The following is a 22489-nucleotide window of genomic DNA, read 5'->3' as shown; positions in this document are numbered from 1 at the left end:
AAAAAACGCTCGCCCCAAGCGTACGGCACCTCGCCTAGGCTCGGCGTTCCCTCACTCCGGTATTCATCAGGGGGCATCGCCTACGGTCTGCTTCGCTACGACCTCCTCTCGATGTGTTCGACTTCGTCGAACGGCGCTGCGCGCCCACCCCCTGATGAACACCTCCACTCGGCCTCCCGATAGGGGCGGGTGGATCAAGATCAACGGCGGCAGGCGAGCTAACGCTCGGCCTGTTGAGTGGTGGGGGCGGGCGCGGAGGCGGGCGCTGCGCTTTATTGTGTGCCGTAGGCTGCGATCTTTTGATCCTTAGTTGTCGTACCCCAGGTTCGGCGCCAACCAGCGTTCACTCACGCTCAGCTCCTGGCCTTTGCGAGCGGTGTAGCTTTGCACTTGATCCTTGTCGATTTTGCCGACGGCAAAGTACTGCGCCTGTGGGTGGGCGAAGTACCAGCCGCTGACGGCGGCGGCCGGGAACATGGCGTAGTGTTCGGTGAGGAACACCCCGCTGCGACCGGCGTGCATTTCGCTGGCCTCGGGATCCAGCAGGGCGAACAGCGTGCCTTTCTCGGTGTGGTCCGGGCAGGCCGGATAGCCGGGGGCAGGGCGGATGCCGGTGTATTGCTCTTTGATCAGCGCCTCGTTGTCGAGGGTCTCGTCCTTGGCATAACCCCAGTAGTTTTTACGAACCTGCTGGTGCAGCCATTCGGCACAGGCTTCGGCCAGACGGTCGGCCAGTGCCTTGACCATGATCGAGTTGTAGTCGTCGCCAGCGTCCTGATAGGCCTTGGCGACTTCTTCGGCGCCGATCCCGGCGGTGGTGATGAAACCACCGACGTAGTCGGTAATGCCGCTGTCTTTTGGTGCGACGAAGTCGGCCAGGGAGAAGTTCGGCTTGCCGTCGGTCTTGATGATCTGCTGGCGCAGGTGATGCAAGCGGGCCAACGGCTTGCCGTCATCGCCATAGACTTCCAGGTCATCGTCGTGCACCTGATTGGCCGGCCAGAAGCCGAACACCGCACGGGCGCTGATGAGCTTCTCGTCGATCAGTTTGGCGAGCATTTCCTGAGCGTCGGCGTACAGCGCGGTGGCGGCTTCGCCGACTACTTCGTCCTGGAGGATGCGCGGGAATTTACCGGCCAGGTCCCAGGAGATGAAGAACGGCGTCCAGTCGATGTACTCGGCCAGCACCTTCAAGTCGATGTTGTCCAGCACCTTGGCGCCGGTGAACGTCGGCTTGACCGGTTCGTAAGAACTCCAGTCGAACTGTGGCTTCTTGGCGATCGCCGCCGGGTAGCTCAAGCGTTCGGTGCGGGCGCTGCGGTTAGCCGTGCGCTCGCGGACTTCGATGTATTCCTCGCGGGTTCTCTCGACAAAACCGGCCTTCAGTTCCTTGGACAGCAACTGCGTCGCCACGCCGACGGCGCGAGAAGCGTCGGTGACGTAGACCACCGCATCGTTGCTGTACTTGGGTTCGATCTTCACTGCCGTGTGGGCTTTGGAAGTGGTCGCGCCACCGATCATCAGCGGCAGATGGAAGTCCTGGCGCTGCATCTCGCGGGCCACGTGGACCATCTCGTCCAGCGAAGGCGTGATCAGGCCGGACAGGCCGATGATGTCGCACTTCTGCTCTTTGGCCACTTGCAGGATTTTTTCGGCCGGGACCATCACGCCGAGGTCGACGATGTCGTAGCCGTTGCAGCCGAGTACCACACCGACGATGTTCTTGCCGATGTCGTGGACGTCGCCCTTGACCGTGGCCATCAGGATCTTGCCCTTGGCTTCCGGCTTGTCGCCTTTTTCCAGTTCGATGAACGGGATCAGGTGCGCCACCGCCTGCTTCATCACGCGGGCGGATTTCACCACCTGCGGCAGGAACATCTTGCCGGCGCCAAACAGGTCGCCAACGATGTTCATGCCGGACATCAGCGGGCCTTCGATGACCTCGATCGGCCGGGCGAAGGACAGCCGGGATTCTTCGGTGTCCTCCACAATGTGCGTGGTGATGCCTTTGACCAGCGCGTGCTCCAGACGCTTATTGACGTCCCAGCTGCGCCATTCTTCGGTCTCGGCTTCCTTGACGCTGCCATCGCCCTTGTACTTGTCGGCAATCGCCAGCAGCGCGTCGGTGCCGTCCGGGGTGCGGTTGAGGATCACGTCTTCGACCGCATCGCGCAGCTCGGCCGGGATCTGGTCGTAGATCTCCAGTTGGCCGGCGTTGACGATACCCATGGTCAGGCCGTTGCGGATCGCATACAGCAGGAACACCGAGTGGATTGCTTCACGCACCGGGTTGTTGCCACGGAACGAGAACGACACGTTGGACACGCCGCCCGAGGTCAGCGCGTAGGGCAGTTCGTCACGGATATAGGCGCAGGCGTTGATGAAGTCGACTGCATAGTTGTTGTGCTCTTCGATACCGGTGGCGACGGCGAAGATGTTCGGGTCGAAGATGATGTCTTCCGGCGGGAAGTCGACTTCGTTGACCAGAATGTCGTAGGAGCGTTTGCAGATTTCCTTCTTGCGCGCTTCAGTGTCGGCCTGGCCGGCTTCGTCGAAGGCCATCACCACCACGGCAGCGCCATAGCGCTTGCACAGTTTGGCGTGGTGAATGAACTGCTCGACGCCTTCCTTCATGCTGATGGAGTTGACGATGCCCTTGCCCTGGATGCACTTGAGGCCGGCTTCGATCACTTCCCATTTCGACGAGTCGATCATGATCGGCACGCGGGAGATGTCCGGCTCGCCAGCGATCAGATTGAGGAAGGTCACCATGGCCTTCTTCGAATCGAGCATGCCCTCGTCCATGTTGATGTCGATCACCTGTGCACCGGCTTCGACCTGTTGCAGGGCGACTTCCAGCGCTTCGGTGTAGTTGTCTTCACGGATCAGCCGGGCGAACTTGGCGGAACCGGTGATGTTGGTCCGCTCGCCGACGTTGACGAACAACGAGCTGCGATCGATGGTGAACGGCTCCAGGCCCGACAGGCGGCAGGCCTTGGGGATGTCCGGAATCTGCCGTGGCGCGTAGCCGGCGACGGCTTTGGCGATGGCCTCGATGTGTCCCGGCGTGGTGCCGCAGCAACCGCCGACGATATTCAGGAAACCGCTTTGGGCGAATTCTTCGATGACCTTGGCGGTTTGCGCCGGCAGTTCATCGTATTCACCGAATTCGTTCGGCAGGCCGGCGTTCGGGTGCGCCGAAACGTAAGTGCTGGCCTTGTTCGACAGTTCTTCCAGGTACGGACGCAGTTCACGGGCGCCAAGGGCGCAGTTCAGGCCGACGGAAATCGGCTTGGCGTGGGCAATGGAGTTCCAGAAGGCTTCGGTGGTCTGGCCGGACAGGGTGCGGCCGGAGGCATCGGTGATGGTCCCGGAAATCATGATCGGCAATTCGAAACCGACTTCCTCGAACACGCCCTGCACGGCGAAGATCGCGGCTTTGGCGTTCAGGGTGTCGAAAATGGTTTCGATCAGGATCAGGTCGGCGCCGCCTTCGATCAGGCCTTTGGTGGCCTCGGTGTAGTTCTCCACCAGTTCATCGAAGGTCACGTTGCGATAGCCAGGGTTGTTCACGTCCGGCGACAGCGAGCAGGTGCGGCTGGTCGGGCCCAGGACACCGGCGACAAAACGTGGTTTGTCCGGGGTTTCGAGGGTCTTGGCGTCCGCCACCTTGCGCGCAAGGCGTGCGCCTTCTACGTTTAACTCGTACGCCAGGCCCTGCATGCCGTAGTCGGCCTGGGATACCTGGGTGGCGTTGAAGGTGTTGGTTTCCAGAATGTCGGCGCCGGCATCCAGGTATTGCTTCTCGATCGCCCCGATTACGTCCGGGCGGCTCAGTACCAGCAAGTCGTTGTTACCCTTGACGTCGCTTGGCCAGTCGGCAAAGCGTTTGCCACGGTAGTCCTGCTCCTCGAGCTTGAAGCTCTGGATCATTGTGCCCATGCCGCCATCGAGAATCAGGATGCGCTCTTTGAGGGCTTGCTTGAGGACGTGTAGGCGAGCGCTGCGATCGGACATTAGGACTACCTGGTAAGGCCATTACGAAGGGTCGGAATAATAGCAAACCTGCGTGCAATTAGAGCATGAGCTGCTTTTGCATGAATATCGCTCATGTTGGTGGGCGGGCCAGGACGGTAGAATCGCGACGTTTTTTCATGATCGGGACCAGGGATATGTCGTATCGCGTTTTCATCAGCCTCTTTGTGCTGCTTATAAGCAGTGTCGCCACAGCACAAGGCACGGCGCCGGCGATCTCATACACCCGCGACGTTCAGCCGATCTTCACTGAAAAATGCGTGGCCTGCCATGCCTGCTATGACGCCGCCTGTCAGCTCAATCTGGGCAGTGGCGAAGGTGCAGCGCGGGGCGCGAACAAGATTCCGGTCTATGCCGGCGAGCGCAGTAAGGCGTCGGAGCCGACACGGCTGTTTTATGACGCCTTTGGCAAAGCCGCCTGGCAACGCAAGGACTTCTACTCGGTACTCGATGCCCAGGGCAGTCAGGCTGCGTTGATGGCGCGAATGCTTGAACTCGGCCACCGGACGCCGCTGCAACCTAACGCCAAGTTGCCGGAAGAGATTGTGCTCGGGCTTGAGCGCGAGAACATGTGCCCGATGCCAGGAGAGTTCGAGGCCTACGCCGGCGCCCATCCGAAAGAAGGCATGCCGTTGGCGGTGACCGGGCTGACCGATCAGCAGTACCAGACGCTGCAACGCTGGCTGGCCTCCGGTGCGCCTATCGACCAGCAGGGCCTGGTCCCGAGCGCCAGGGAAGCCTTGCAGGTGGTGCAGTGGGAAAACCTGCTGAACGCACCGGGCGCCCGTGAAAGTCTGGTAGCACGCTGGTTGTTCGAGCACTGGTTTCTGGCGCATATCTACTTCAAGGATGGCGAGCCGGGGCACTTCTTCCAGTGGGTGCGTTCGCGCACACCGACGGGCCAACCGATCGACCTGATCAACAGTCGTCGCCCGAACGACGATCCGGGCACCCAGGTGTATTACCGCTTGTGGCCGGTGCAAGGGGTGATCGTGCACAAGACGCACATCACCTATCCGCTGAGCCCGGCGAAAATGGCCCGGATCAAAACCCTGTTCTACAACGGCAACTGGCAGGTTCACGCCTTGCCTGGTTATGGCCCGGAACGTCGGGCCAATCCGTTCGAGACCTTCCAGGCGATTCCGGCCCAGGCGCGGTATCAGTTCATGCTCGATAACGCCGAATACTTCGTGCGCACCTTTATCCGCGGCCCGGTCTGTCGCGGGCAGATCGCTACCGACGTGATCCGCGACAACTTCTGGGCGTTCTTCCAGGCGCCGGAGCATGACCTGTACATCACCGATCCGAGTTATCGCGGCAAGGCCACGCCATTGCTGGCCATGCCCGGCCAGAATGACGATGTCGGCAGCGTGCTGAGCCTGTGGCATGCCTACCGCGACAAGCGTAACGAGTACGAAGCCTTGCGCCGTGACACCTACGCCAAGGCACACGCGCCGAGTTGGTCGACCTTGTGGGCCGGTAACGACAACGCCTTGCTGAGCATCTTCCGGCATTTTGACAGTGCTTCAGTGAACAAGGGGCTGATCGGTGAAGTGCCACAGACCATGTGGTTATTCGACTACCCGTTGCTGGAGCGCACCTATTATCAGCTGGCGGTCAACTTCGACGTGTTCGGCAACGTTTCCCATCAGGCGCAGACCCGGCTGTATTTCGACTTGATCCGTAACGGCGCCGAGCAGAATTTCCTGCGCCTGATGCCGGCCGATTCGCGTGACGGGTATCTGGACGACTGGTATCAGAGCAGCGGCAAATTCAAGATGTGGCTGGATTACGAAAGCATCGACAACGATAAGCCGACTGCACTGAAACTCGACGAGAAAGACCCGAAACGCGATTTCGTCCAGCAATTGCTGATGCGTTACGGTGACCTGAACGCCAGTCCTGATCCGATCAATCGCTGCGATGGCGCTTATTGCTCACGGCCCAATATCGATCCGGCCTTGCAGAATGCCGAGCAGGCATTGAGTCGCCTGACCGCACGCCCGGCGGCCGGGCTTAAGGTGATCGACCAGTTGCCGGAAGCGACGATGCTGCGCATCGAAAGTCGCAGCGGCAAGCGCGAGGTGTACAGCCTGCTGCGCAACCGTGCCCACAGCAACGTGGCGTTCCTGCTCGGCGAGGCGTTGCGCTATCAGCCGGGGCTGGACACCTTGACCATTTATCCCGGTGTGCTCAGCAGCTACCCGAACTTCATGTTCAACATTCCCGCTGAACAAGTACCGGCATTTGTCGCCGAGATGGAGAATGCCAAGAATGCCCAGGACTTCGAGAAAATCGTCGAGCACTGGGGGATTCGTCGCAGCCATCCGCAGTTCTGGCAGTATTTCCACGATTTAAGCCGGTATATCCACGAGACCGATCCGGTGGAAGAGGGCGTACTGGACATGAATCGCTACGAAAACCTGTGATTTACCTGCCGGTCGCCCTGGCGGCGACCGGTTCTTTCCCGACAAAAATACTGGGACTTTGTCCGGCGCGATGATTGGCGTAAACTGCGCCCAAGCCTGCGAGGAACTTCCATGACCGCCATTACTATTACCGACGCCGCCCACGATTATCTGGCTGATCTGCTCTCCAAGCAGAACACCCCGGGGATCGGCATTCGGGTCTTTATCACCCAGCCTGGCACTCAATACGCCGAAACCTGCATTGCCTATTGCAAGCCGGGCGAAGAAAAACCTGAAGACACAGCGCTGGGGCTCAAAAGCTTCACCGCTTACATCGACTCGTTCAGCGAAGCATTCCTGGACGATGCGGTGGTCGACTACGCCACTGACCGCATGGGCGGCCAACTGACCATCAAGGCGCCAAACGCCAAAGTACCGATGGTCAACGCCGACAGCCCGGTCAATGAGCGCATCAACTACTACCTGCAAACCGAAATCAACCCGGGGCTGGCCAGCCACGGCGGTCAGGTCAGCCTGATCGATGTGGTTGAAGACGGCATCGCCGTATTGAAGTTCGGTGGCGGCTGCCAGGGCTGCGGCCAGGCTGACGTGACCCTGAAGGAAGGCATCGAGCGCACGCTGCTTGAGCGCATACCCGAGCTCAAAGGTGTCCGTGACGTGACCGACCACACGCAGAAAGAAAACGCCTACTACTAAGGTGTTCGCTGCGACATGAAAAACGGTGCCCGTGAGCGCCGTTTTTTTATGCCCGCGATTTGTGGCGAGGGGGCTTGTCGGAACGCCGCACCGCCCCGCTCGGCGGCGAAGCCGTCGCAAAGCGGTATGTCTGAAAGAACACAGGGGGCCGCTTCGCGACCCAACGGGGGCAAGCCCCCTCACCACAGGTTATGTGTGCACCTAAGGGCGGTAGAGATGTGCATGCCCGGCGCGGTACAGCGACGATTCGCTGAAGGTGTCACTGCCCAGCACCCGACCCACCAGAATCAGCGCCGTACGTCGAAATCCCTTGGCCTGAACCTTTTCGGCGATGTCTGTCAGCGTTCCCACCACCCAATCCTGGTCCGGCCAGCTGGCCCGATGAACCACTGCAATCGGACAATCTGCGCCGTAATGCGGCAGCAGTTCAGCGACGATTTTCTCCAGGTGATTGACCCCCAGATGAATCGCCATGGTCGTGCCATGCTGGGCCAGGCTGCTGAATTCTTCGCCTGGCGGCATCGCGGTCTTGTCGGCGTAGCGGGTCAGGATGACGCTTTGCGAGATGTCCGGTAGCGTCAGCTCGGCCCCCAACAGCGCTGCACACGCAGCAGTGGCGGTGACGCCAGGGATGATTTCAAACGGAATGCTCAGCTCGCGCAGATAACGAATCTGCTCGCCGATCGCCCCATACAGGCTCGGATCGCCGGAATGCACGCGCGCTACATCCTGACCTTTGTCGTGGGTGATTCTGATCAGTTCGATGATCTGTTCCAGGTGCAATTCGGCGCTGTTGACCACCTGTTCAGCCTGATGGCCTTCCAATACGGCTTCAGGCACCAGCGAGCCGGCGTAGATGATCACCGGGCAACTGCGAATCAGTCGCTGGCCCTTGACTGTAATCAGTTCCGGGTCGCCGGGACCTGCGCCAATGAAGTAGACGGTCATGGCCGGCTCCTGTGAAAAATTGTCAAAGCAAGGCTTCAGATGAAGATTGCTCATGATCGAAGGCGGGGATTATCGAGGATTTTAGGCGGCGCCGGCCAACGCAAACGTCGCCTGGGCATATTTTTGTCGCGGGATCAGCAATTTTACCGGTGCCTGCGCCAGTTGTTCGGCGAGGGCCAGCGCGGCACTTTCCGCTATGCCGTAGCAGCCGGTGCGCTCGAAAGCGATTTGCGAGCGATGGCTGAGTTGCGGTTTATAGCTGGAAAGTTGTTCGCTGCTGAAGCAGATCAGTGGCAGTGACAGTTGCCGGGCCAACTCGATCAGACCGGGCTCATCACGTTTCAGATCGATGCTGGCCAAGGCCTTGATCGTTCGTAATTCGATGTGATGAGCCTGCAACGCCTGGTCGAGCAACGTGCGCAGCGTGCTGGCCGGGCAGCCGCGCTGGCAGCCCAGGCCGATCACCAGGGTCGGCGCTGCGCGCGCTTCACTCATGCGTGGTATTGACCATCGCTTTTGCGGCGGAACAACCAGGCGCTGATCAGGCCCATGGCCAGCCAGAACGCGGCGTTGGTCAGCTGCGAGGCGATCTTGAATTGCGCTTCGAGGGCTTCGGGGGCCAACATCGAATGCACTTCAGGCTGCGGTGCGCCGATGATGTGCGGCACGGCCAGAATGGCGACACCGAGCACTTTCAGCAGCCAATGCCGGGCGAACACGATCAGCGCGATACCGACAGCGGTGGACGCTGCCGTGCTGATCCACCAGATCTGCCGTTGTGTCAGGTCTGCGGCGGCAGTTCCCGGCAATTCCGGCGGCAAGCCCAGGGTCGGAGCGAGGACGAAGGTCGCGTAACCGGCCAATCCCCAGAGCAGGCCTTGAGAAGTGCGAGTCGGCGCGCGCAGGGTGTAGAGACCCGCGAGCATCAGCGCAAAACCGACGGCGACCACCAGATTACCGCCAGTGGTCGACAGCACGCGCTGCCAGCCATCTTCCGGTTCCCAAGCCTCTGCATCGTGGGTGTGGCCAGCCATGGCGCCTTCGGCATGTTCATGGACTTCAGCCGCCGGGGCTTTTTCGTAGGTCTCCGCCTGCAGAATCAGCGGCGCGACCCAGAAGCTTTGCAGCAGGGTCAGCAGCAGGGCGGCCAGCAAGCCGGTGAAACCTGCGGTTTGCGCTATACGCTTGATCATCTCGGCAGGTCTCAGTGGCACGGGAACGCAGAACTGTGACGGGTATCGTGGGCGGCGTTGTGCACCGCGTCGATGTGCGAGAAACCGGCGAAATACACAAGGCACGCGCCCAGAATCGATGCGCCAATAGCGGCAACGAGGCGTTGGTTCAGGGTGGAGGTGGTGCTGGCGGTGACGTGGCGAGTGCTGCTGATGATCGACATGGCGCTTCCCTCTGGTCAGTCAGTGGGTGAATCGAGCGCATGTAAACCCCCGCGAGCCGGGCACGCAGAGGCTAAAACAGCGCCCGCCCACCGCGGGTTTGTTATTGATGTGTTGCGGGCCGGTCTCCGGGCTCACGAGGGGCTGGCATTCGCCGAACCTGCAAGAATCGCCTTCCCATGCCGAACTGCTGGCACAGTGGATCTGATTCTTCGCTCGCTTACCGTTGCGGGGGCAGCACCGGACTGACATGGCTTTTGAGTAAAGCACATGATTCACCGGTTTCCCGTTTCACCCTGTGAAGGGCACCCGTAACAAGGCGTGTAGGAGAGCATGGGCGAGGGCGGGGCGTCAATTGGCACGCGTTCTCAGTTGAGATCTAAGCAGAACCCTGTGGCGAGGGAGCTTGCTCCCGCTCGGCGGCGCAGCCGTCGTAAATCGTGTGCACGCGGGGTACTTGCGGGAATGAGGGGCCGCTTCGCGACCCAGCGGGAGCAAGCTCCCTCGCCACGGTGGATCGCGAACATTGACCCGCCCCGATGCGATGCGTAGCCTTGCGCTTTCGAGGTTCTTTGGCGCGTGCGCCGAAGCTAAGAAGGGAACGCGGTCGATGCCGCGGCTGCCCCCGCAACTGTGAACGGTTTTGTTTCTGCCATGCCACTGCGCTCTTTTGTTTTCAGGCGCGGGAAGGTGCAGGAACCGCCAGTCGAATGACTGGCCCACCGTCAGCCAGGAGACCTGCCTCGATACAGATTCTCACTACAACCGGGCGGGGTGATCCGGTGGCGAATTCTTCCGCGCGCTCAAGCGCTGCCGGTTGTCGTCCCGTATGCCCGCCACCTTGCCAAAGGGCATCCGATGAAAACACTGGCCAAACTTCCCGTCACCATCGTTACCGGCTTCCTCGGTTCGGGCAAAACCACCTTGCTGCGACACATGCTCGATAACGCCCAGGGCCGGCGCATCGCGGTGATCGTCAACGAGTTCGGCGAGCTGGGCATTGACGGCGAAATCCTCAAACAATGTTCCATCGGCTGCACCGAAGAAGAAGCCAACGGCCGCGTGTATGAGCTGGCCAACGGCTGCTTGTGCTGCACGGTTCAGGAAGAGTTCTTCCCGGTGATGCGCGAACTGGTTGCCCGTCGCGGCGACCTCGACCACATCCTTATCGAAACCTCTGGCCTGGCCCTGCCAAAACCGTTGGTCCAGGCCTTCCAGTGGCCGGAAATCCGCAGCGCCTGCACCGTGGATGCGGTGATCACCGTGGTCGACAGCCCGGCCGTGGCCGCCGGCACCTTTGCCGCCTTCCCGGACCAGGTCGACGCCCAGCGCAAACTCGACCCGAATCTGGATCACGAATCGCCGCTGCACGAGCTGTTCGCCGACCAACTGGCCAGTGCCGACCTGGTGATCCTCAACAAGGCCGACCTGATCAGTCCTGCGGATCTGGCCAAAGTGCGCCTGGAAGTCGCCGAAGAACTGCCACCAGCGGTGAAGATCATCGAAGCCAGCAGCGGTCGTTTGCCGCTGGACGTGCTGATCGGTCTGGGCGCCGGCTCTGAAGAGCACATCGACGGACGTCACAGCCACCACGACCATCACCACGATGGCGACGACCACGATGATCACGATCACGACGCCTTCGATTCGATTTCCATCGAACTGCCGCAAGCCGACGAAAGCCTGTTGCTTGACGCCCTGACCCAATTGGTGGTTCAGCACGGCATCCTGCGGGTCAAGGGCTTCGCCGCGATCCCGAGCAAGCCGATGCGCCTGCTGATCCAGGGCGTGGGTACGCGTTTCGACAAGCACTTCGACCGTCAGTGGGGCGCAGACGAAGCGCGCAGCACCCGTCTGGTGCTGATCGGCCAGCAATTGGACGCCGTCTTGCTCGAAGCGCAATTGCGCGCCGCGCTCAGCGTTTAACCCATGCACCTGCTCAGGACCCAGCCCGGCGGTTTCGTCTCGGATGACAACATTGCCGACCTTGGCCAAACCCCCGCCGAGCTGGTGATTCTGTGCAGCGGCGACTCCAGTCTGGCGCTGCTCGCCGAAGCGGCGCAGCAGTTGCCCGAGGACTATCCGAGCCTGCGTTTGGCCAACCCGATGCAGGTGCAGAACCACGCCTCGGTCGACTTGTATGTCGACGAAGTGCTGCGCCACGCCAAGGTGATTCTGATCTCGCTGCACGGCGGGATTGCCTATTGGCGCTACGGCATCGAACGTCTGGTGGAGCTGTCGCAACGCGGTGTGCAACTGATTCTGGTGCCGGGCGATGACCGTCCTGACCCGGAGCTCAGCGACCTCAGTACCGTGCCTGTCGAAGACCGCGAGCGGCTTTGGCACTTTTTGCGTCAGGGCGGCATGGGCAATGCGCTGGATTTGTATCGCTGTCTGGCCAGCCGTTGGCTGGGCCGCGATTACCACTGGTCCGAACCGCAGACCCTGCCGCGTACCGCGATTTACCACCCACACAAAAGCAACGCGACGCTGGGCGATTGGCAAGCCGACTGGCAGCTTGATCAACCGGTGGCGGCGGTGCTGTTTTACCGTTCGCACTTGCAGGCGGCGAACACCGCTTTCATCGATGTTTTCTGCCAGCGCTTGCAGGCAGCGGGGCTGAACCCGCTGCCGATAGCGCTGGCCAGTTTGAAAGAGCCCGGCTGCCTGACGGTGGTCGAAGACTGGCTGGATGAGGTGCAGGCCTCGGTGATTCTCAACACCACCGGGTTTGCTCAATCGAGCCCCGAAGCCCCGCATCTGCGACCCTTCCGGCGCAATATCCCGGTGATCCAGGCGATCTGCGCCCAGGACAACGAACCCGGTTGGCGTGCCAGCGAGCAAGGGCTCGGCCCACGGGATCTGGCGATGCACATCGCTTTGCCGGAGCTCGATGGGCGGATCATCAGCCGCCCGATCAGCTTCAAGGACCTGGCTTGGCGCAGTGAGCGCAGTCAGTCCGATGTGGTCTGCTATCGACCGCAACCTGAACGCATGGATTTTGTCGCTGAACTGGCACGGCGCTGGGTCGAGTTGGCGCGGGTGGCGAATACTGAAAAACGCATTGCGCTGATCCTCGCCAACTACCCGACCCGCGATGGGCGGATTGGCAACGGCGTTGGTCTCGACACACCGGCAGCGGCGTTGAATATCCTGCGGGCGCTGCACGCAGAAGGTTATCCGTTGCCTGCCGATTTGCCGGAAAGCGGCACCGCACTGATTCAGCAATTGCTTGGTGGGGTCAGCAATGACCTGGAGAGCATCGACCTGCGCCCGTGCCAGCAAAGCCTGGCACTGGACGACTATTACTCGATGTTCAACGCCTTGCCCGAAGCCAACCGTGCAGCGGTGCTGGAACGTTGGGGATCGCCTGAAAACGACCCGATGTTCCGCAGCGGACGAATGATGGTCGCAGGGCTCAGGTTTGGCCTGACCTTTGTCGGCATTCAGCCGGCGCGCGGTTATCAGGTTGATCCGAGCGCGGTCTATCACGATCCGGACCTGGTGCCGCCCCACGGTTACCTGGCGTTCTATTTCTGGTTGCGTCAGGCCTACGGCGCCCACGCGGTGATTCACGTCGGCAAGCACGGTAACCTCGAATGGTTGCCGGGCAAGGGCGTTGGCCTGTCTGAAAGTTGCTGGCCAGATGCATTGCTCGGACCGCTGCCAAATATCTATCCGTTTATCGTCAACGACCCGGGCGAGGGCGCGCAGGCTAAACGGCGGACGCAGGCGGTGATCATCGACCACCTGATGCCGCCGCTGACCCGCGCCGAAACCTACGGCCCGTTGCGCAATCTGGAACTGTTGGCCGACGAGTATTACGAAGCCCAATTGCTCGACCCACGCCGTGCGCGGGAGTTGCAGCGCGACATCCTCAATCTGGTGCGTGAAACCCATATCGACCGTGAATTGCAGCTGGACGAGAAGCTCGACAGCGACGCCGATGCCGCGATCTGGTTACCGCGTCTGGACACCTATTTGTGCGACCTGAAAGAGTCGCAGATTCGCGATGGCCTGCACGTGTTCGGCGAATCGCCAAGCGGGCGTCTGCGCATCGACACCTTGCTGGCGTTGCTGCGCATTCCGCGCGGTGACGGTCGAGGGGCGCAATCGAGCCTGTTGCGGGCCTTGGCCAAGGCGTTCACGCTCGGGTTCGATCCACTGGATTGTGTGTTATCCGATCCTTGGTCCGGTCCGAAACCGACTGAATTGCAGACGCTCAGCGCTGAGGCATGGCGCACTGCTGGCGACACTCGCGAACGTCTTGAGCTGTTCGCCGCGCAGTTGATCGAGCAGGCGCTCAGCGCTGATGTCGAGTTGTTGAGTCAGCCCGGCTGGGGTGACGTCAGCGCGATCATCGGCAGCTTGCGTGACGTCGTCGCACCGCGCCTGGACGCCTGCGGCCCGGCAGAAATGCGCGGTCTGCTGGATGCTCTCAGTGGTCGCTTTGTTCCGGCAGGGCCTAGCGGCGCACCGAGTCGCGGACGCCTCGATGTGCTGCCCACCGGGCGTAATTTCTACTCGGTGGACGTGCGCAACCTGCCGACCACCACCGCCTGGCGCATTGGATTCCAGTCGGCGAACCTGATTCTTGAACGGCACCTGCAGGACCACGGCGATCATTTGCGCCAGTTGGGTTTGTCGGTCTGGGGCACGGCGACCATGCGCACGGGCGGCGATGACATCGCCCAGGCCATGGCACTGATGGGCGTGCGTCCGGTCTGGGCGACGGGCAGTCAGCGGGTCGACGACTTCGAAATTCTGCCGCTGAGCCTGCTCGACCGGCCGCGCGTGGATGTGACGTTGCGCGTTTCCGGGTTCTTCCGCGATGCCTTCGCCAACCTGATTCGGTTGTTCGACGCGGCCGTGCAAGCGGTTGCCGCGCTGGATGAACCGGACGACATGAACCCGTTGGCGGCCAAGGTTCGCGGCGAACGCGAAGCGCTGATCCAGTCCGGTCTGGACGAGGAGGCCGCCGCACGACAGGCCGGCTGGCGGATTTTCGGCGCCAAGCCCGGTGCCTATGGCGCGGGCGTGCAGGGCGCCATTGATGGCCGTTTGTGGCAGAGCCGCGAGGATCTGGCCGAGGTCTATCTGAACTGGGGCGGCTACGCTTATGGCGGTTCCGATGAGGGCACGGCCGCTCGCGAACAGTTCGCCCAGCGCTTGAGCCAGGTTCAGGCGGTGCTGCAAAACCAGGACAATCGCGAGCACGACTTGCTCGATTCCAACGACTATTACCAGTTCCAGGGCGGCATGCTCGCCGCCGTCGAAAGCCTCAGCGGTGAAGCGGCGGCGAGCTACCATGGCGACCACAGTCAGCCGGATTTGCCGAAGATCCGCACCCTCAAGGAAGAGCTGAACCGGGTGATCCGCTCCCGAGCGGCGAACCCGAAGTGGATCGACGGGATCAAGCGGCACGGCTACAAAGGCGCTTTTGAACTGGCGGCCACCGTTGATAATCTGTTCGCCTTCGACGCCACCACGCAGTTGATCGACGATCACCAGTACGCCTTGCTCGCCGACGCCTATTTGCTTGACCCGTCGACCCGCGAATTCGTCCAGCAGCATAATCCGCACGCCTTGCGCGACATGACCGAACGCCTGCTCGAAGCCCAGCAACGCGGGATGTGGCAGGAGCCGGGCGAGTACCGCGAGGCGCTGGAGAATTTGCTGCTGGATATAGAAGAAGACGGCTGACCGGATACCTGCCTGCAACTGTGGCGAGGGAGCTTGCTCCCGCTGGGCTGCGCAGCGGCCCTAAAACCTGCAATTGCATTCTGTCAGGCATACCGCATTGGCTGGTTTAACGACTGCTACGCCCGAACGCGGACCGGCCGACGGGAGCAAGCTCCCTCGCCACACCGCAATTACTGATCACGAACGAGAAAACCCGATGACCGACACCCCGCATTTCCCGCTCTCCGCCGTGGTCGGCGCCGATGCCCTGAAACTGGCGCTGTGCCTGACGGCCATCGATCCGAAAATCGGCGGCGTGCTGATCGAAGGCCCGCGGGGCATGGCCAAGTCGACGTTGGCCCGTGGCCTGGCGGATTTGCTCGCCAGCGGGCAATTCGTCACCTTGCCGTTGGGCGCGACTGAAGAGCGGCTGGTCGGCACCCTGGATCTGGACGCCGCGCTGGGTGAAGGCCGTGCGCAGTTTTCCCCCGGTGTGTTGGCCAAGGCCGACGGCGGCGTGTTGTATGTCGATGAAGTGAATCTGCTGCCCGATCACCTGGTGGATCTGTTACTCGACGTCGCTGCCAGCGGCACCAACCTGATCGAACGCGACGGCATTTCCCATCGGCATTCGGCGCGCTTTGTACTGATCGGCACCATGAACCCGGAAGAGGGCGAGCTGCGTCCGCAACTGCTCGACCGTTTCGGCCTGAACGTCGCCCTCAGCGGTCACACGGCGCCGCTTGAGCGCGGTCAGATCATCCGTCGCCGGCTGGACTTCGACAGCGACCCCCAGGCTTTTTGCGCCGACTGGGAAGTTCAGCAGCAGGCATTGCGTGAACGCTGCCAAGGTGCACGTGCGGCACTGGCGAACATTCCTCTGGATGATCAGGCGCTGGCGCAGATCACCGAGCGTTGTTTTGCCGCCGGGGTCGACGGCTTGCGCGCCGACCTGGTCTGGCTGCGTGCGGCTCGCGCCCATGCGGCGTGGCGTGGGGCCGGGGCGATCAGCGAGGAAGACATCGATGCCGTCGCCGAGTTTGCCTTGCGCCATCGGCGTCGCGACACGCCGCCGTCCGCGCCGCGCCAGAACCCCGCGCCAGACGCGTCCGCCGCCCAACAAACGAATCCCGGCGAAGGCCAGGGCCAGTGGGGTGAAATGCCGGCTCAGGCATTACCCACCGGCGCCCGCCGTGAAGTGCCGAGCTGGCCAAAAAAGCCCTAGGCATTCGCCCTCGATCTGATGCGGGGGCGAATGCCAAACCCCGCGCAGGACGCCTGAAAAATGGCAGGCAAGGTCAGCGTCGAGCCAGCCAAAACGGCTCGGTCAATTGGCCCGGCACGCTGCTCAACGGCCGTCCGCGTCAGCGCGAAGATCTGCTGTTTCACCTGCGCAGTCGTTCACCTCACGAGCTGTGGCTGGTGATTGTCGATGCCTCGGCCTCGACCCGGCGTCATCAGGCGCTGAGCGACGCCAAAGGCCTGCTGGCGCAATTGTTCGACGACGCCTATCGCCAACGTGCGCGCCTCGCGCTGTTGACCGCCAGTGGTGCTGCGCCGAAGTGGCAAGTGCAAGGCCTGAAAGCCTCGGCCAGCCTGCGCGACTGGCTCGACGCACTCGGTGCGGGCGGAGGCACGCCGTTGTTCGCCGCGCTGGATGAGGCTACGAAGTGGTTGGCGTTGCGGCAAAAGCGTTTCCCGGCAGAGCAACAACGCGTGTTGCTGTTGACCGATGGCCGTCTAAAAAACACGCCAATGCAGGTGGCGCTCAATTGCCCGGCGCTGCTGGTGGACATCGAGCGCGGGCCGATTCGATTGGGGTGGGCGAAGGTCCTGGCGCACGAATTGAACGCAGACTATCGACATATCGACACGCTTTAATCTGCCGAATTACCCACAGCACCTATGCTGTGGATTCAGCTCATCACAGGAGTGGATCATGCGTGTTCTAGCCGCTAACAGTCAGGACGATTTCCGGGTCAAAGCCTATGCCGGTACCAACGGTGTGTTACTGGCCATGGACCTGGCCGAACCCCGACGCAAAGGCCTGCTCGGTTTCGCCATCGAAAAACAGCAAGGCAGCGGGCCTTGGGAGTTTTTGTTCAACAGCCTGACCTTCCCCGGCAAGGCCCACACCTTTCCCCAGTACAACGCGACGCCCAGCGACAGCGCGCCGTTGCAGAAATTTCGCTGGGCTGATTACGCGGTCAATCCGGGCGTGACGATCAACTATCGGGTGCATCTGGCCTATGGCACGCCGGATGCGCCGCAATTGGGCGAGGCCCTGGCGGTGACGGTTACCACCGACAATGGCCTGCCGGCGGGCCAGCATGTCATTTTCAATCGTGCGGTGGCGGCCAGCCAGGCATTCTCCCGCAAGTTCCCCGAGCTCGACGCACAGCTGAGCGCCAACAAGAACCTGTCCCTCGACGACTGGCCCGCCGCACCACGGCAATGGCTGGAGAACGGCTTGCTGGAGCAGATCACCGGTTTCATCGAGCGCGCCGTGGATGGCCAGTGGGCGCTGGACATCGCGATTTACGAGTATCAACTGCCGACCATTATCGATGCGGTCAACGCGGCGTTTGGGCGCGGTGCCAAGGTTCGGGTGCTGTATCACGCCAAGCCCGGTGATGCCGACACCACCATGAATGAAGAGAGCCTGGCGAAGCTTCCCGACGAGAGCAAGCGGGGGCGGGTAACCCACGCGATCTTCCATGACAAATTCATCGTGCTGAGCAAGATCGATGGTGGTGAATATCGGCCGCAATCGGTGCTGTGCGGCAGTACCAATTTCACCGACAACGGCGTCTACCGCCAGGCCAACGTGGTGCATGTGCTGGACAATACCGCTGTGGGTGTCCGTTATTTGCAAGTGTTCGAGCAGATCTGGGCTGCGCCGACCGACGTGGGTGCTACACGCAGCTGGTTGACCAAGAACAACCCGATGGACCCGTCACAGCCGTTGTTTGTCGGATTCTCACCGCGTACCGGCCAGGCCGATCTGCAGCAATTCGTCGAGATCATCAATGCGGCGAAGAAGGACGTTCTGTTTGTCACCGCGTTCGCGCTGCCGGACGAGATCCTCAACGCCTTGCTCGGCCAGCCCCACGACGATGTGTTGCGCTATGGCCTGCAAAACACCGCCAGCCGCATCACCGGTTATCACGCCGACCGCACGGCCGATTTCGCTGCCACCGCGTTGCTCAACACCGGTATCGAAGGTTGGCTCAAGGAAAGCATGAAAGGCCAGAAGGGCGATTTGCTGGTGCACCTCAAAGCCATCGTCGTCGACTTCACCACCGACGCGCCGATCATCATCAGCGGCAGCCACAACCTGAGCATCAATGCCAGTGAAGGCAACGACGAGAACTTCCTGATCATTCGCGGCGACACCGATCTGGCCGACCGCTACGGCCTGGAATTGCTGCGCTTCTACGAGCATTACCGATTCCGCTATGCCGCCAGGCAAGAGGACCTCAAGCAGGTTCCGCCCCTGGCGGTGGACGACAGTTGGACCAACGCCTATTACCTGGACGGCGACCTGCGAATGCTCTCGCGGTTGCGTTTTTCCGGGCGGTAAATGATCGCCGATTCTGCCTGGCCGTGAAGGTCATGCCGCCGGTCTGCTTTCACAGGGGCTGTGCGGCACCTGATCTACCGTTGCTTGTTGAGGAGTGCGCTCCTCATTCACGCGGTTTTTCAGGGAGAACTACCATGGCACATGTACGGCGTGATGTATGGAAGCTGGGTTCTGGCTGGAGCGATACCTTGTTGTGGTATGCGCGTGGCGTCGGAGTCCTTCAACAACGACCGATCACTGACCGCACCAGTTGGCGGTTTCTGGCGGCGATTCACGGTATCGATATTCCCCTTTGGCAAAGCGCCGGTTATCTGCGACGGGGTGAGCAGCTACCGTCCCAGGCAGATCAGGACACCTACTGGAACCAGTGTCAGCACCAGAGCTGGTACTTTTTGCCGTGGCACCGCGGCTATCTTGCTTCATTCGAGCAGATCGTCCGCAAGGCTATCGTCAGCCTCGGAGGGCCAAGTGATTGGGCCCTGCCGTATTGGAACTACAACGAGAACCAGCAGACGCTGAAGCTTCCGGCCTGTTTCGCGGCGACCACGTTGCCCAACGGTGAGCAGAATCCCTTGTTTGTAGCTCGCCGGTTTGGCCCGACCGGTAACGGGGTGGTGGTGCTCAACGAGCAGCGGATCAATCTGCGTCCGGCCCTTACCGATCATGATTTCGCCGGCGGTTCCGGCGGTGGCTCTCCAGGTTTTGGTGGCCCGGTCACGGTGTTCGAGCACTATGGTCAGGTCAGCGGCCGGCTCGAGTCGCAACCGCACAACTACGTGCACGTCGCCGTGGGCGGCCAGCAACAGGGCACCCGGGTACCGGGGTTGATGATCGATCCGGATACCGCTGGTCTGGACCCGATATTCTGGCTGCATCACGCCAACATCGACCGGCTCTGGGACGTATGGCTGCAGCGTGACCGGCAGAACCGCAACCCGGTCAACAGTGCGTGGCTCAATGGTCCGCCGACCCCGGGTCGGGGTTTCGTGGTGCCGACGGTCAGCGGCGATTCGTGGCCGTTCAAGGTGTCTGACATGCTCGATACCCGGGCACCGAAGCTGGATTATAGTTATGAGGATACGTCCGACCCGCTGCACGGTACCCGGGCATTTCAACAACGCTTGGAAACCTTGGGCGCAAGCCCCGAGCCTCTTGGTGCGGCAGTAGTGAAGGAAAAATCCATGAGCGCCCAATCACCCGCCGAACTGCTCGGCGCCAATGACAAAGCCATCGCCTTGACCGGCGCTACAGTCGAGACGCCGTTGCAACTCGATCAGAGCACCTCGGGCAAGCTGATGGGTAACCTGAAATCCCGGGCCTTTGCCCCCACGGTTGCGGAGCATTCCCTGGACCGGGTGTACCTCAACCTGGAAAACATCCGCGGAAACAATGACGCGGCGACCTTCGACGTGTACATCAGTCTGCCGGTCGAGGGACAGTTGTCGGCGCTGCCTGACCAATACGTTGGGTCGATCTCGCTGTTTGGCGTGCGCAAGGCCAGCAGCCCGGACAGCCAGCATGGCGGCAAGGGTGTGAGCCATGTGCTGGAAATCACTGATGTCTTCGACAAGCTCAGTGCCAGCGGCCATCCGGTTCTGGCGAAATTGCAAGTGCGCTTTGTGCCGGTGACCGATGTTCAGGCCGAGGACAACATCACGGTCGGTCGTGTGAGTGTCTATCGGCAAGGCGACTGAAGATGGGGGCATACCTCATCCAGGCCATGACCCGAGGCTTCCTGCCGTGGCTGATCCTGATCAGCCTGGCAGGTTGGGGGCTGCTCCTCGGTTCGGTGCAGATGCTGTCTATCCCGGCGTTCTGCGGAGCCTTCGTGCCGCTTGCTTATGCCGCGAGCTGGCAGGGGATTGAACAGGCGTTGCTGTTCAATCCTCCTCGCCAGTTGGTGGTTTCATGGCTATCGATGTTGCTGGCGATGACCCCTTTGCTGCTGGTCCATCCGCTGACGTATGTATGGCAACGCAGTTTGCTGAGGAAGCGTTGGCAGGCAGTGGTGTTGTTTGTGCTGGGTTTCACCAGTGTCTGGACGCTAACCGGTCTGCTGCTCATGACCTTGGTAGTCGCGGCGCGGGTGATGCTTGGGGTTTCGCAGGCGATGGCGTTTGTCGTTACTTTGGCCGTGTGCCTGGTGTGGCAGGCCTCGCCGCTCAAACAACGGTACCTGAACCGCTGTCATCACCAGCCAAGGATTTCGGCGTTCGGCTGGGGGTTTATCAAGGATTGTCTGGCCTATGGTGTGGTCAGCGCAGGCTGGTGCGTCGGATCGTGCTGGGCCCTGATGTTGTTGCCGATGCTGGCAGAGCAGGGGCATGTGCCGCTGATGCTGGTGAGCATGGGCTGGATGCTCTGGGAACGGTTCAAGCGTCCTCGACCCGTTCGATGGCACTGGCCCCGCCTGTTTCGCTGACCCTCACCCGTGGAGCGGCCGCAGGTAGCTCCACGAGGATTGCATAAGCCATCCGGCTATTTGCTCATCGCTGCCCGGTACTGGCGCGTGCGTTTGGCGATGTACAACTGGTCGAGAATCAACGCCCAGAGTGCCGACACCGCAGGTTTTGGCTGGCGACCGCGGCTCAGGCGCTGGATCTGAAAGCGCACCACGGCCATGTTGGCCAGTGCCGCCAAGGGCTTGCGCTTCCAGGTGATCGGCGGCAATTGTGGGTGGCTGTCATGTCCCTCGCGCCACAGTTTGACCAGCAACGGCTCGACCGCCAGCGCGGTGCCGATACCGGCCATGGCAATGCCGCTGGCCAGCACCTGTTCGACAACCGGCAGGCGTCGGATACCGCCAGTCACCATTACCGGCATCTGTGCCCGGCTCGCCAGTTCACCGGCCATTTCGAGGAAGTAGGCCTCGCGCGCCAGAGTCCGACCGTCGCGGGCTTCGCCTTGCATCGCCGGAGCTTCATAGCTGCCACCCGACAACTCCAGCAGATCGATGGCAAGCGGGTTGAGCAGGTCGATGACCTGCCGCGCATCGTCGGCATCGAAGCCGCCGCGTTGGAAGTCGGCGGAATTGAGTTTCACCGCGACGCAGAAGTCTGCCGTGACGGCTGCACGAACGGCGTTCACCACTTCAATCAACAAGCGCGCGCGATTTTCCAGCGAACCGCCCCAGCGGTCGGTTCGTCGATTGCTCAATGGCGACAGGAATTGACTGATCAGGTAGCCATGCGCCGCGTGAATTTCCACACCGGTAAAACCGGCTTTTTCGGCCAGGGCAGCGCTGCTGGCGAAGCGCTGGATGACCTCCTGGATGTTGTCTTCGCTCATCGGTGTGGGCTGGGCGAACATCTTCGAGAACTGCCCCATTTCCAGCGCCACGGCAGACGGCGCCCAGGCGGGTTGACCGAGATTGGCCATGGTCTGGCGCCCGGGATGGTTGAGCTGCATCCAGAACTGTGCGCCCTTGGCCCGACCAATCGCAGCCCATTGACGGAAACGTTCAAGGTGCCGCTCATCCTCCAGCACTACACCGCCGGGGCCGGTCATGGTCCGACGGTCGATCATTACGTTGCCGGTCAACAGCAAACCGGCCTCGCCATCAGCCCAGGCCCGATAGAGCTGCATCAAGGCCTGTGAGGGGGCTTGATCAGTGTCGGCAAGGTTTTCTTCCATCGCCGCTTTAGCGATGCGATTGCCGATCGTCTGGCCGTTGGGCAGATTCAACGCGTGAAAGGGCGACATGCTTGACTCCTCAGTAGTGG

At 61.5% G+C, this 22489-nt stretch carries 15 protein-coding genes and 2 riboswitches; of the genes, 9 read left to right on the top strand and 6 right to left on the bottom strand.

The features are described from left to right. Positions 1 to 306: 306 nt before the first annotated feature. On the bottom strand, positions 307 to 4017 hold the full coding sequence (metH, locus tag AC1RJ3_RS09040; protein ID WP_347929657.1) for a methionine synthase: 3711 nt from the start codon (positions 4015 to 4017) through the stop codon (positions 307 to 309). Positions 4018 to 4172: 155 nt separating this feature from the next. On the opposite strand from metH, the gene AC1RJ3_RS09035 reads away from it, so the two are divergent. Beyond that, a complete protein-coding gene (locus tag AC1RJ3_RS09035) occupies positions 4173 to 6464 on the top strand; it encodes a fatty acid cis/trans isomerase (protein WP_493078498.1) in 2292 nt (763 codons plus the stop codon). Positions 6465 to 6575: 111 nt separating this feature from the next. Then, the gene (nfuA, locus tag AC1RJ3_RS09030) at positions 6576 to 7160 is read left to right on the top strand and encodes a Fe-S biogenesis protein NfuA (protein WP_007946504.1); all 585 of its coding nucleotides are present in this window, start codon (positions 6576 to 6578) and stop codon (positions 7158 to 7160) included. Positions 7161 to 7361: 201 nt separating this feature from the next. Here the strand turns inward: nfuA and cobM are convergent, their stop codons facing one another. The 4 genes from cobM to AC1RJ3_RS09010 all read right to left on the bottom strand — a co-directional run bounded on the left by cobM (position 7362) and on the right by AC1RJ3_RS09010 (position 9504). After that, positions 7362 to 8108 carry a precorrin-4 C(11)-methyltransferase gene (cobM, locus tag AC1RJ3_RS09025; RefSeq protein WP_493078496.1) on the bottom strand — a complete coding sequence of 249 codons (747 nt, stop codon included), beginning with the start codon at positions 8106 to 8108 and terminating at the stop codon, positions 7362 to 7364. 81 nt (positions 8109 to 8189) lie between these two features. Then, a complete protein-coding gene (locus tag AC1RJ3_RS09020) occupies positions 8190 to 8603 on the bottom strand; it encodes a cobalamin biosynthesis protein (RefSeq protein ID WP_493078494.1) in 414 nt (137 codons plus the stop codon). Next, positions 8600 to 9301, bottom strand: coding sequence for a CbtA family protein (locus tag AC1RJ3_RS09015; protein ID WP_216744543.1), 702 nt, complete (start codon positions 9299 to 9301; stop codon positions 8600 to 8602). The genes AC1RJ3_RS09020 and AC1RJ3_RS09015 overlap by 4 nt, the downstream gene beginning before the upstream one ends. 11 nt (positions 9302 to 9312) lie before the next feature. Continuing rightward, the gene (locus AC1RJ3_RS09010; protein ID WP_493078492.1) at positions 9313 to 9504 is read right to left on the bottom strand and encodes a CbtB domain-containing protein; all 192 of its coding nucleotides are present in this window, start codon (positions 9502 to 9504) and stop codon (positions 9313 to 9315) included. Between the two features lie 100 nt (positions 9505 to 9604). Beyond that, a riboswitch (cobalamin riboswitch) is annotated at positions 9605 to 9830 on the bottom strand. A gap of 220 nt (positions 9831 to 10050) precedes the next feature. After that, a riboswitch (cobalamin riboswitch) is annotated at positions 10051 to 10262 on the top strand. A 98-nt stretch (positions 10263 to 10360) separates the two neighbouring features. Here AC1RJ3_RS09010 and cobW point away from each other — a divergent pair. The 7 genes from cobW to AC1RJ3_RS08975 all read left to right on the top strand — a co-directional run bounded on the left by cobW (position 10361) and on the right by AC1RJ3_RS08975 (position 21189). Next, positions 10361 to 11428: a cobalamin biosynthesis protein CobW gene (gene cobW / locus AC1RJ3_RS09005; RefSeq protein WP_347929663.1), complete on the top strand. Its 1068-nt coding sequence runs from the start codon at positions 10361 to 10363 to the stop codon at positions 11426 to 11428. A gap of 3 nt (positions 11429 to 11431) precedes the next feature. After that, positions 11432 to 15205 carry a cobaltochelatase subunit CobN gene (cobN, locus tag AC1RJ3_RS09000; protein ID WP_493078490.1) on the top strand — a complete coding sequence of 1258 codons (3774 nt, stop codon included), beginning with the start codon at positions 11432 to 11434 and terminating at the stop codon, positions 15203 to 15205. A 196-nt stretch (positions 15206 to 15401) separates the two neighbouring features. Then, positions 15402 to 16409, top strand: coding sequence for a magnesium chelatase ATPase subunit I (locus tag AC1RJ3_RS08995; protein ID WP_493078488.1), 1008 nt, complete (start codon positions 15402 to 15404; stop codon positions 16407 to 16409). Between the two features lie 53 nt (positions 16410 to 16462). Beyond that, entirely contained in the window at positions 16463 to 17065 is a 603-nt protein-coding gene (locus AC1RJ3_RS08990; RefSeq protein WP_493078648.1) for a vWA domain-containing protein, read from the top strand. A 58-nt stretch (positions 17066 to 17123) separates the two neighbouring features. Further along, positions 17124 to 18767 (top strand): phospholipase D-like domain-containing protein, encoded by a 1644-nt coding sequence (locus tag AC1RJ3_RS08985; protein ID WP_493078486.1) that lies wholly within the window; start codon positions 17124 to 17126, stop codon positions 18765 to 18767. Between the two features lie 134 nt (positions 18768 to 18901). Continuing rightward, complete coding sequence (locus tag AC1RJ3_RS08980; protein WP_493078484.1) at positions 18902 to 20461, top strand: tyrosinase family protein; 1560 nt, start codon at positions 18902 to 18904, stop codon at positions 20459 to 20461. Positions 20462 to 20463: 2 nt separating this feature from the next. Further along, the gene (locus tag AC1RJ3_RS08975; protein WP_493078482.1) at positions 20464 to 21189 is read left to right on the top strand and encodes a copper chaperone; all 726 of its coding nucleotides are present in this window, start codon (positions 20464 to 20466) and stop codon (positions 21187 to 21189) included. A 56-nt stretch (positions 21190 to 21245) separates the two neighbouring features. On the opposite strand, the gene AC1RJ3_RS08970 is transcribed toward AC1RJ3_RS08975, so the two are convergent. Then, complete coding sequence (locus tag AC1RJ3_RS08970; RefSeq protein WP_493078480.1) at positions 21246 to 22469, bottom strand: NADH:flavin oxidoreductase/NADH oxidase family protein; 1224 nt, start codon at positions 22467 to 22469, stop codon at positions 21246 to 21248. Between the last annotated feature and the right edge of the window lie 20 nt (positions 22470 to 22489).

This window comes from Pseudomonas sp. GW822-FHT04C11, from assembly GCF_058800905.1.
The sequence above is the reverse complement of the archived record's forward strand: the minus strand, read 5'-3'. Positions and strand labels throughout refer to the sequence as shown.

Excerpts from the sequence above, each read along its gene's own strand:
- AC1RJ3_RS08970 (WP_493078480.1), bottom strand. The coding sequence starts at position 22,469 with ATGTCGCCCTTTCACGCGTTGAATCTGCCCAACGGCCAGACGATCGGC.
- cobW (WP_347929663.1), top strand. The coding sequence starts at position 10,361 with ATGAAAACACTGGCCAAACTTCCCGTCACCATCGTTACCGGCTTCCTC.
- AC1RJ3_RS09035 (WP_493078498.1), top strand. The coding sequence starts at position 4,173 with ATGTCGTATCGCGTTTTCATCAGCCTCTTTGTGCTGCTTATAAGCAGT.
- nfuA (WP_007946504.1), top strand. The coding sequence starts at position 6,576 with ATGACCGCCATTACTATTACCGACGCCGCCCACGATTATCTGGCTGAT.
- AC1RJ3_RS09020 (WP_493078494.1), bottom strand. The coding sequence starts at position 8,603 with ATGAGTGAAGCGCGCGCAGCGCCGACCCTGGTGATCGGCCTGGGCTGC.
- AC1RJ3_RS08995 (WP_493078488.1), top strand. The coding sequence starts at position 15,402 with ATGACCGACACCCCGCATTTCCCGCTCTCCGCCGTGGTCGGCGCCGAT.
- AC1RJ3_RS08975 (WP_493078482.1), top strand. The coding sequence starts at position 20,464 with ATGGGGGCATACCTCATCCAGGCCATGACCCGAGGCTTCCTGCCGTGG.
- AC1RJ3_RS09010 (WP_493078492.1), bottom strand. The coding sequence starts at position 9,504 with ATGTCGATCATCAGCAGCACTCGCCACGTCACCGCCAGCACCACCTCC.
- metH (WP_347929657.1), bottom strand. The coding sequence starts at position 4,017 with ATGTCCGATCGCAGCGCTCGCCTACACGTCCTCAAGCAAGCCCTCAAA.
- AC1RJ3_RS08980 (WP_493078484.1), top strand. The coding sequence starts at position 18,902 with ATGGCACATGTACGGCGTGATGTATGGAAGCTGGGTTCTGGCTGGAGC.
- AC1RJ3_RS09015 (WP_216744543.1), bottom strand. The coding sequence starts at position 9,301 with ATGATCAAGCGTATAGCGCAAACCGCAGGTTTCACCGGCTTGCTGGCC.
- AC1RJ3_RS08985 (WP_493078486.1), top strand. The coding sequence starts at position 17,124 with ATGCGTGTTCTAGCCGCTAACAGTCAGGACGATTTCCGGGTCAAAGCC.
- cobN (WP_493078490.1), top strand. The coding sequence starts at position 11,432 with ATGCACCTGCTCAGGACCCAGCCCGGCGGTTTCGTCTCGGATGACAAC.
- cobM (WP_493078496.1), bottom strand. The coding sequence starts at position 8,108 with ATGACCGTCTACTTCATTGGCGCAGGTCCCGGCGACCCGGAACTGATT.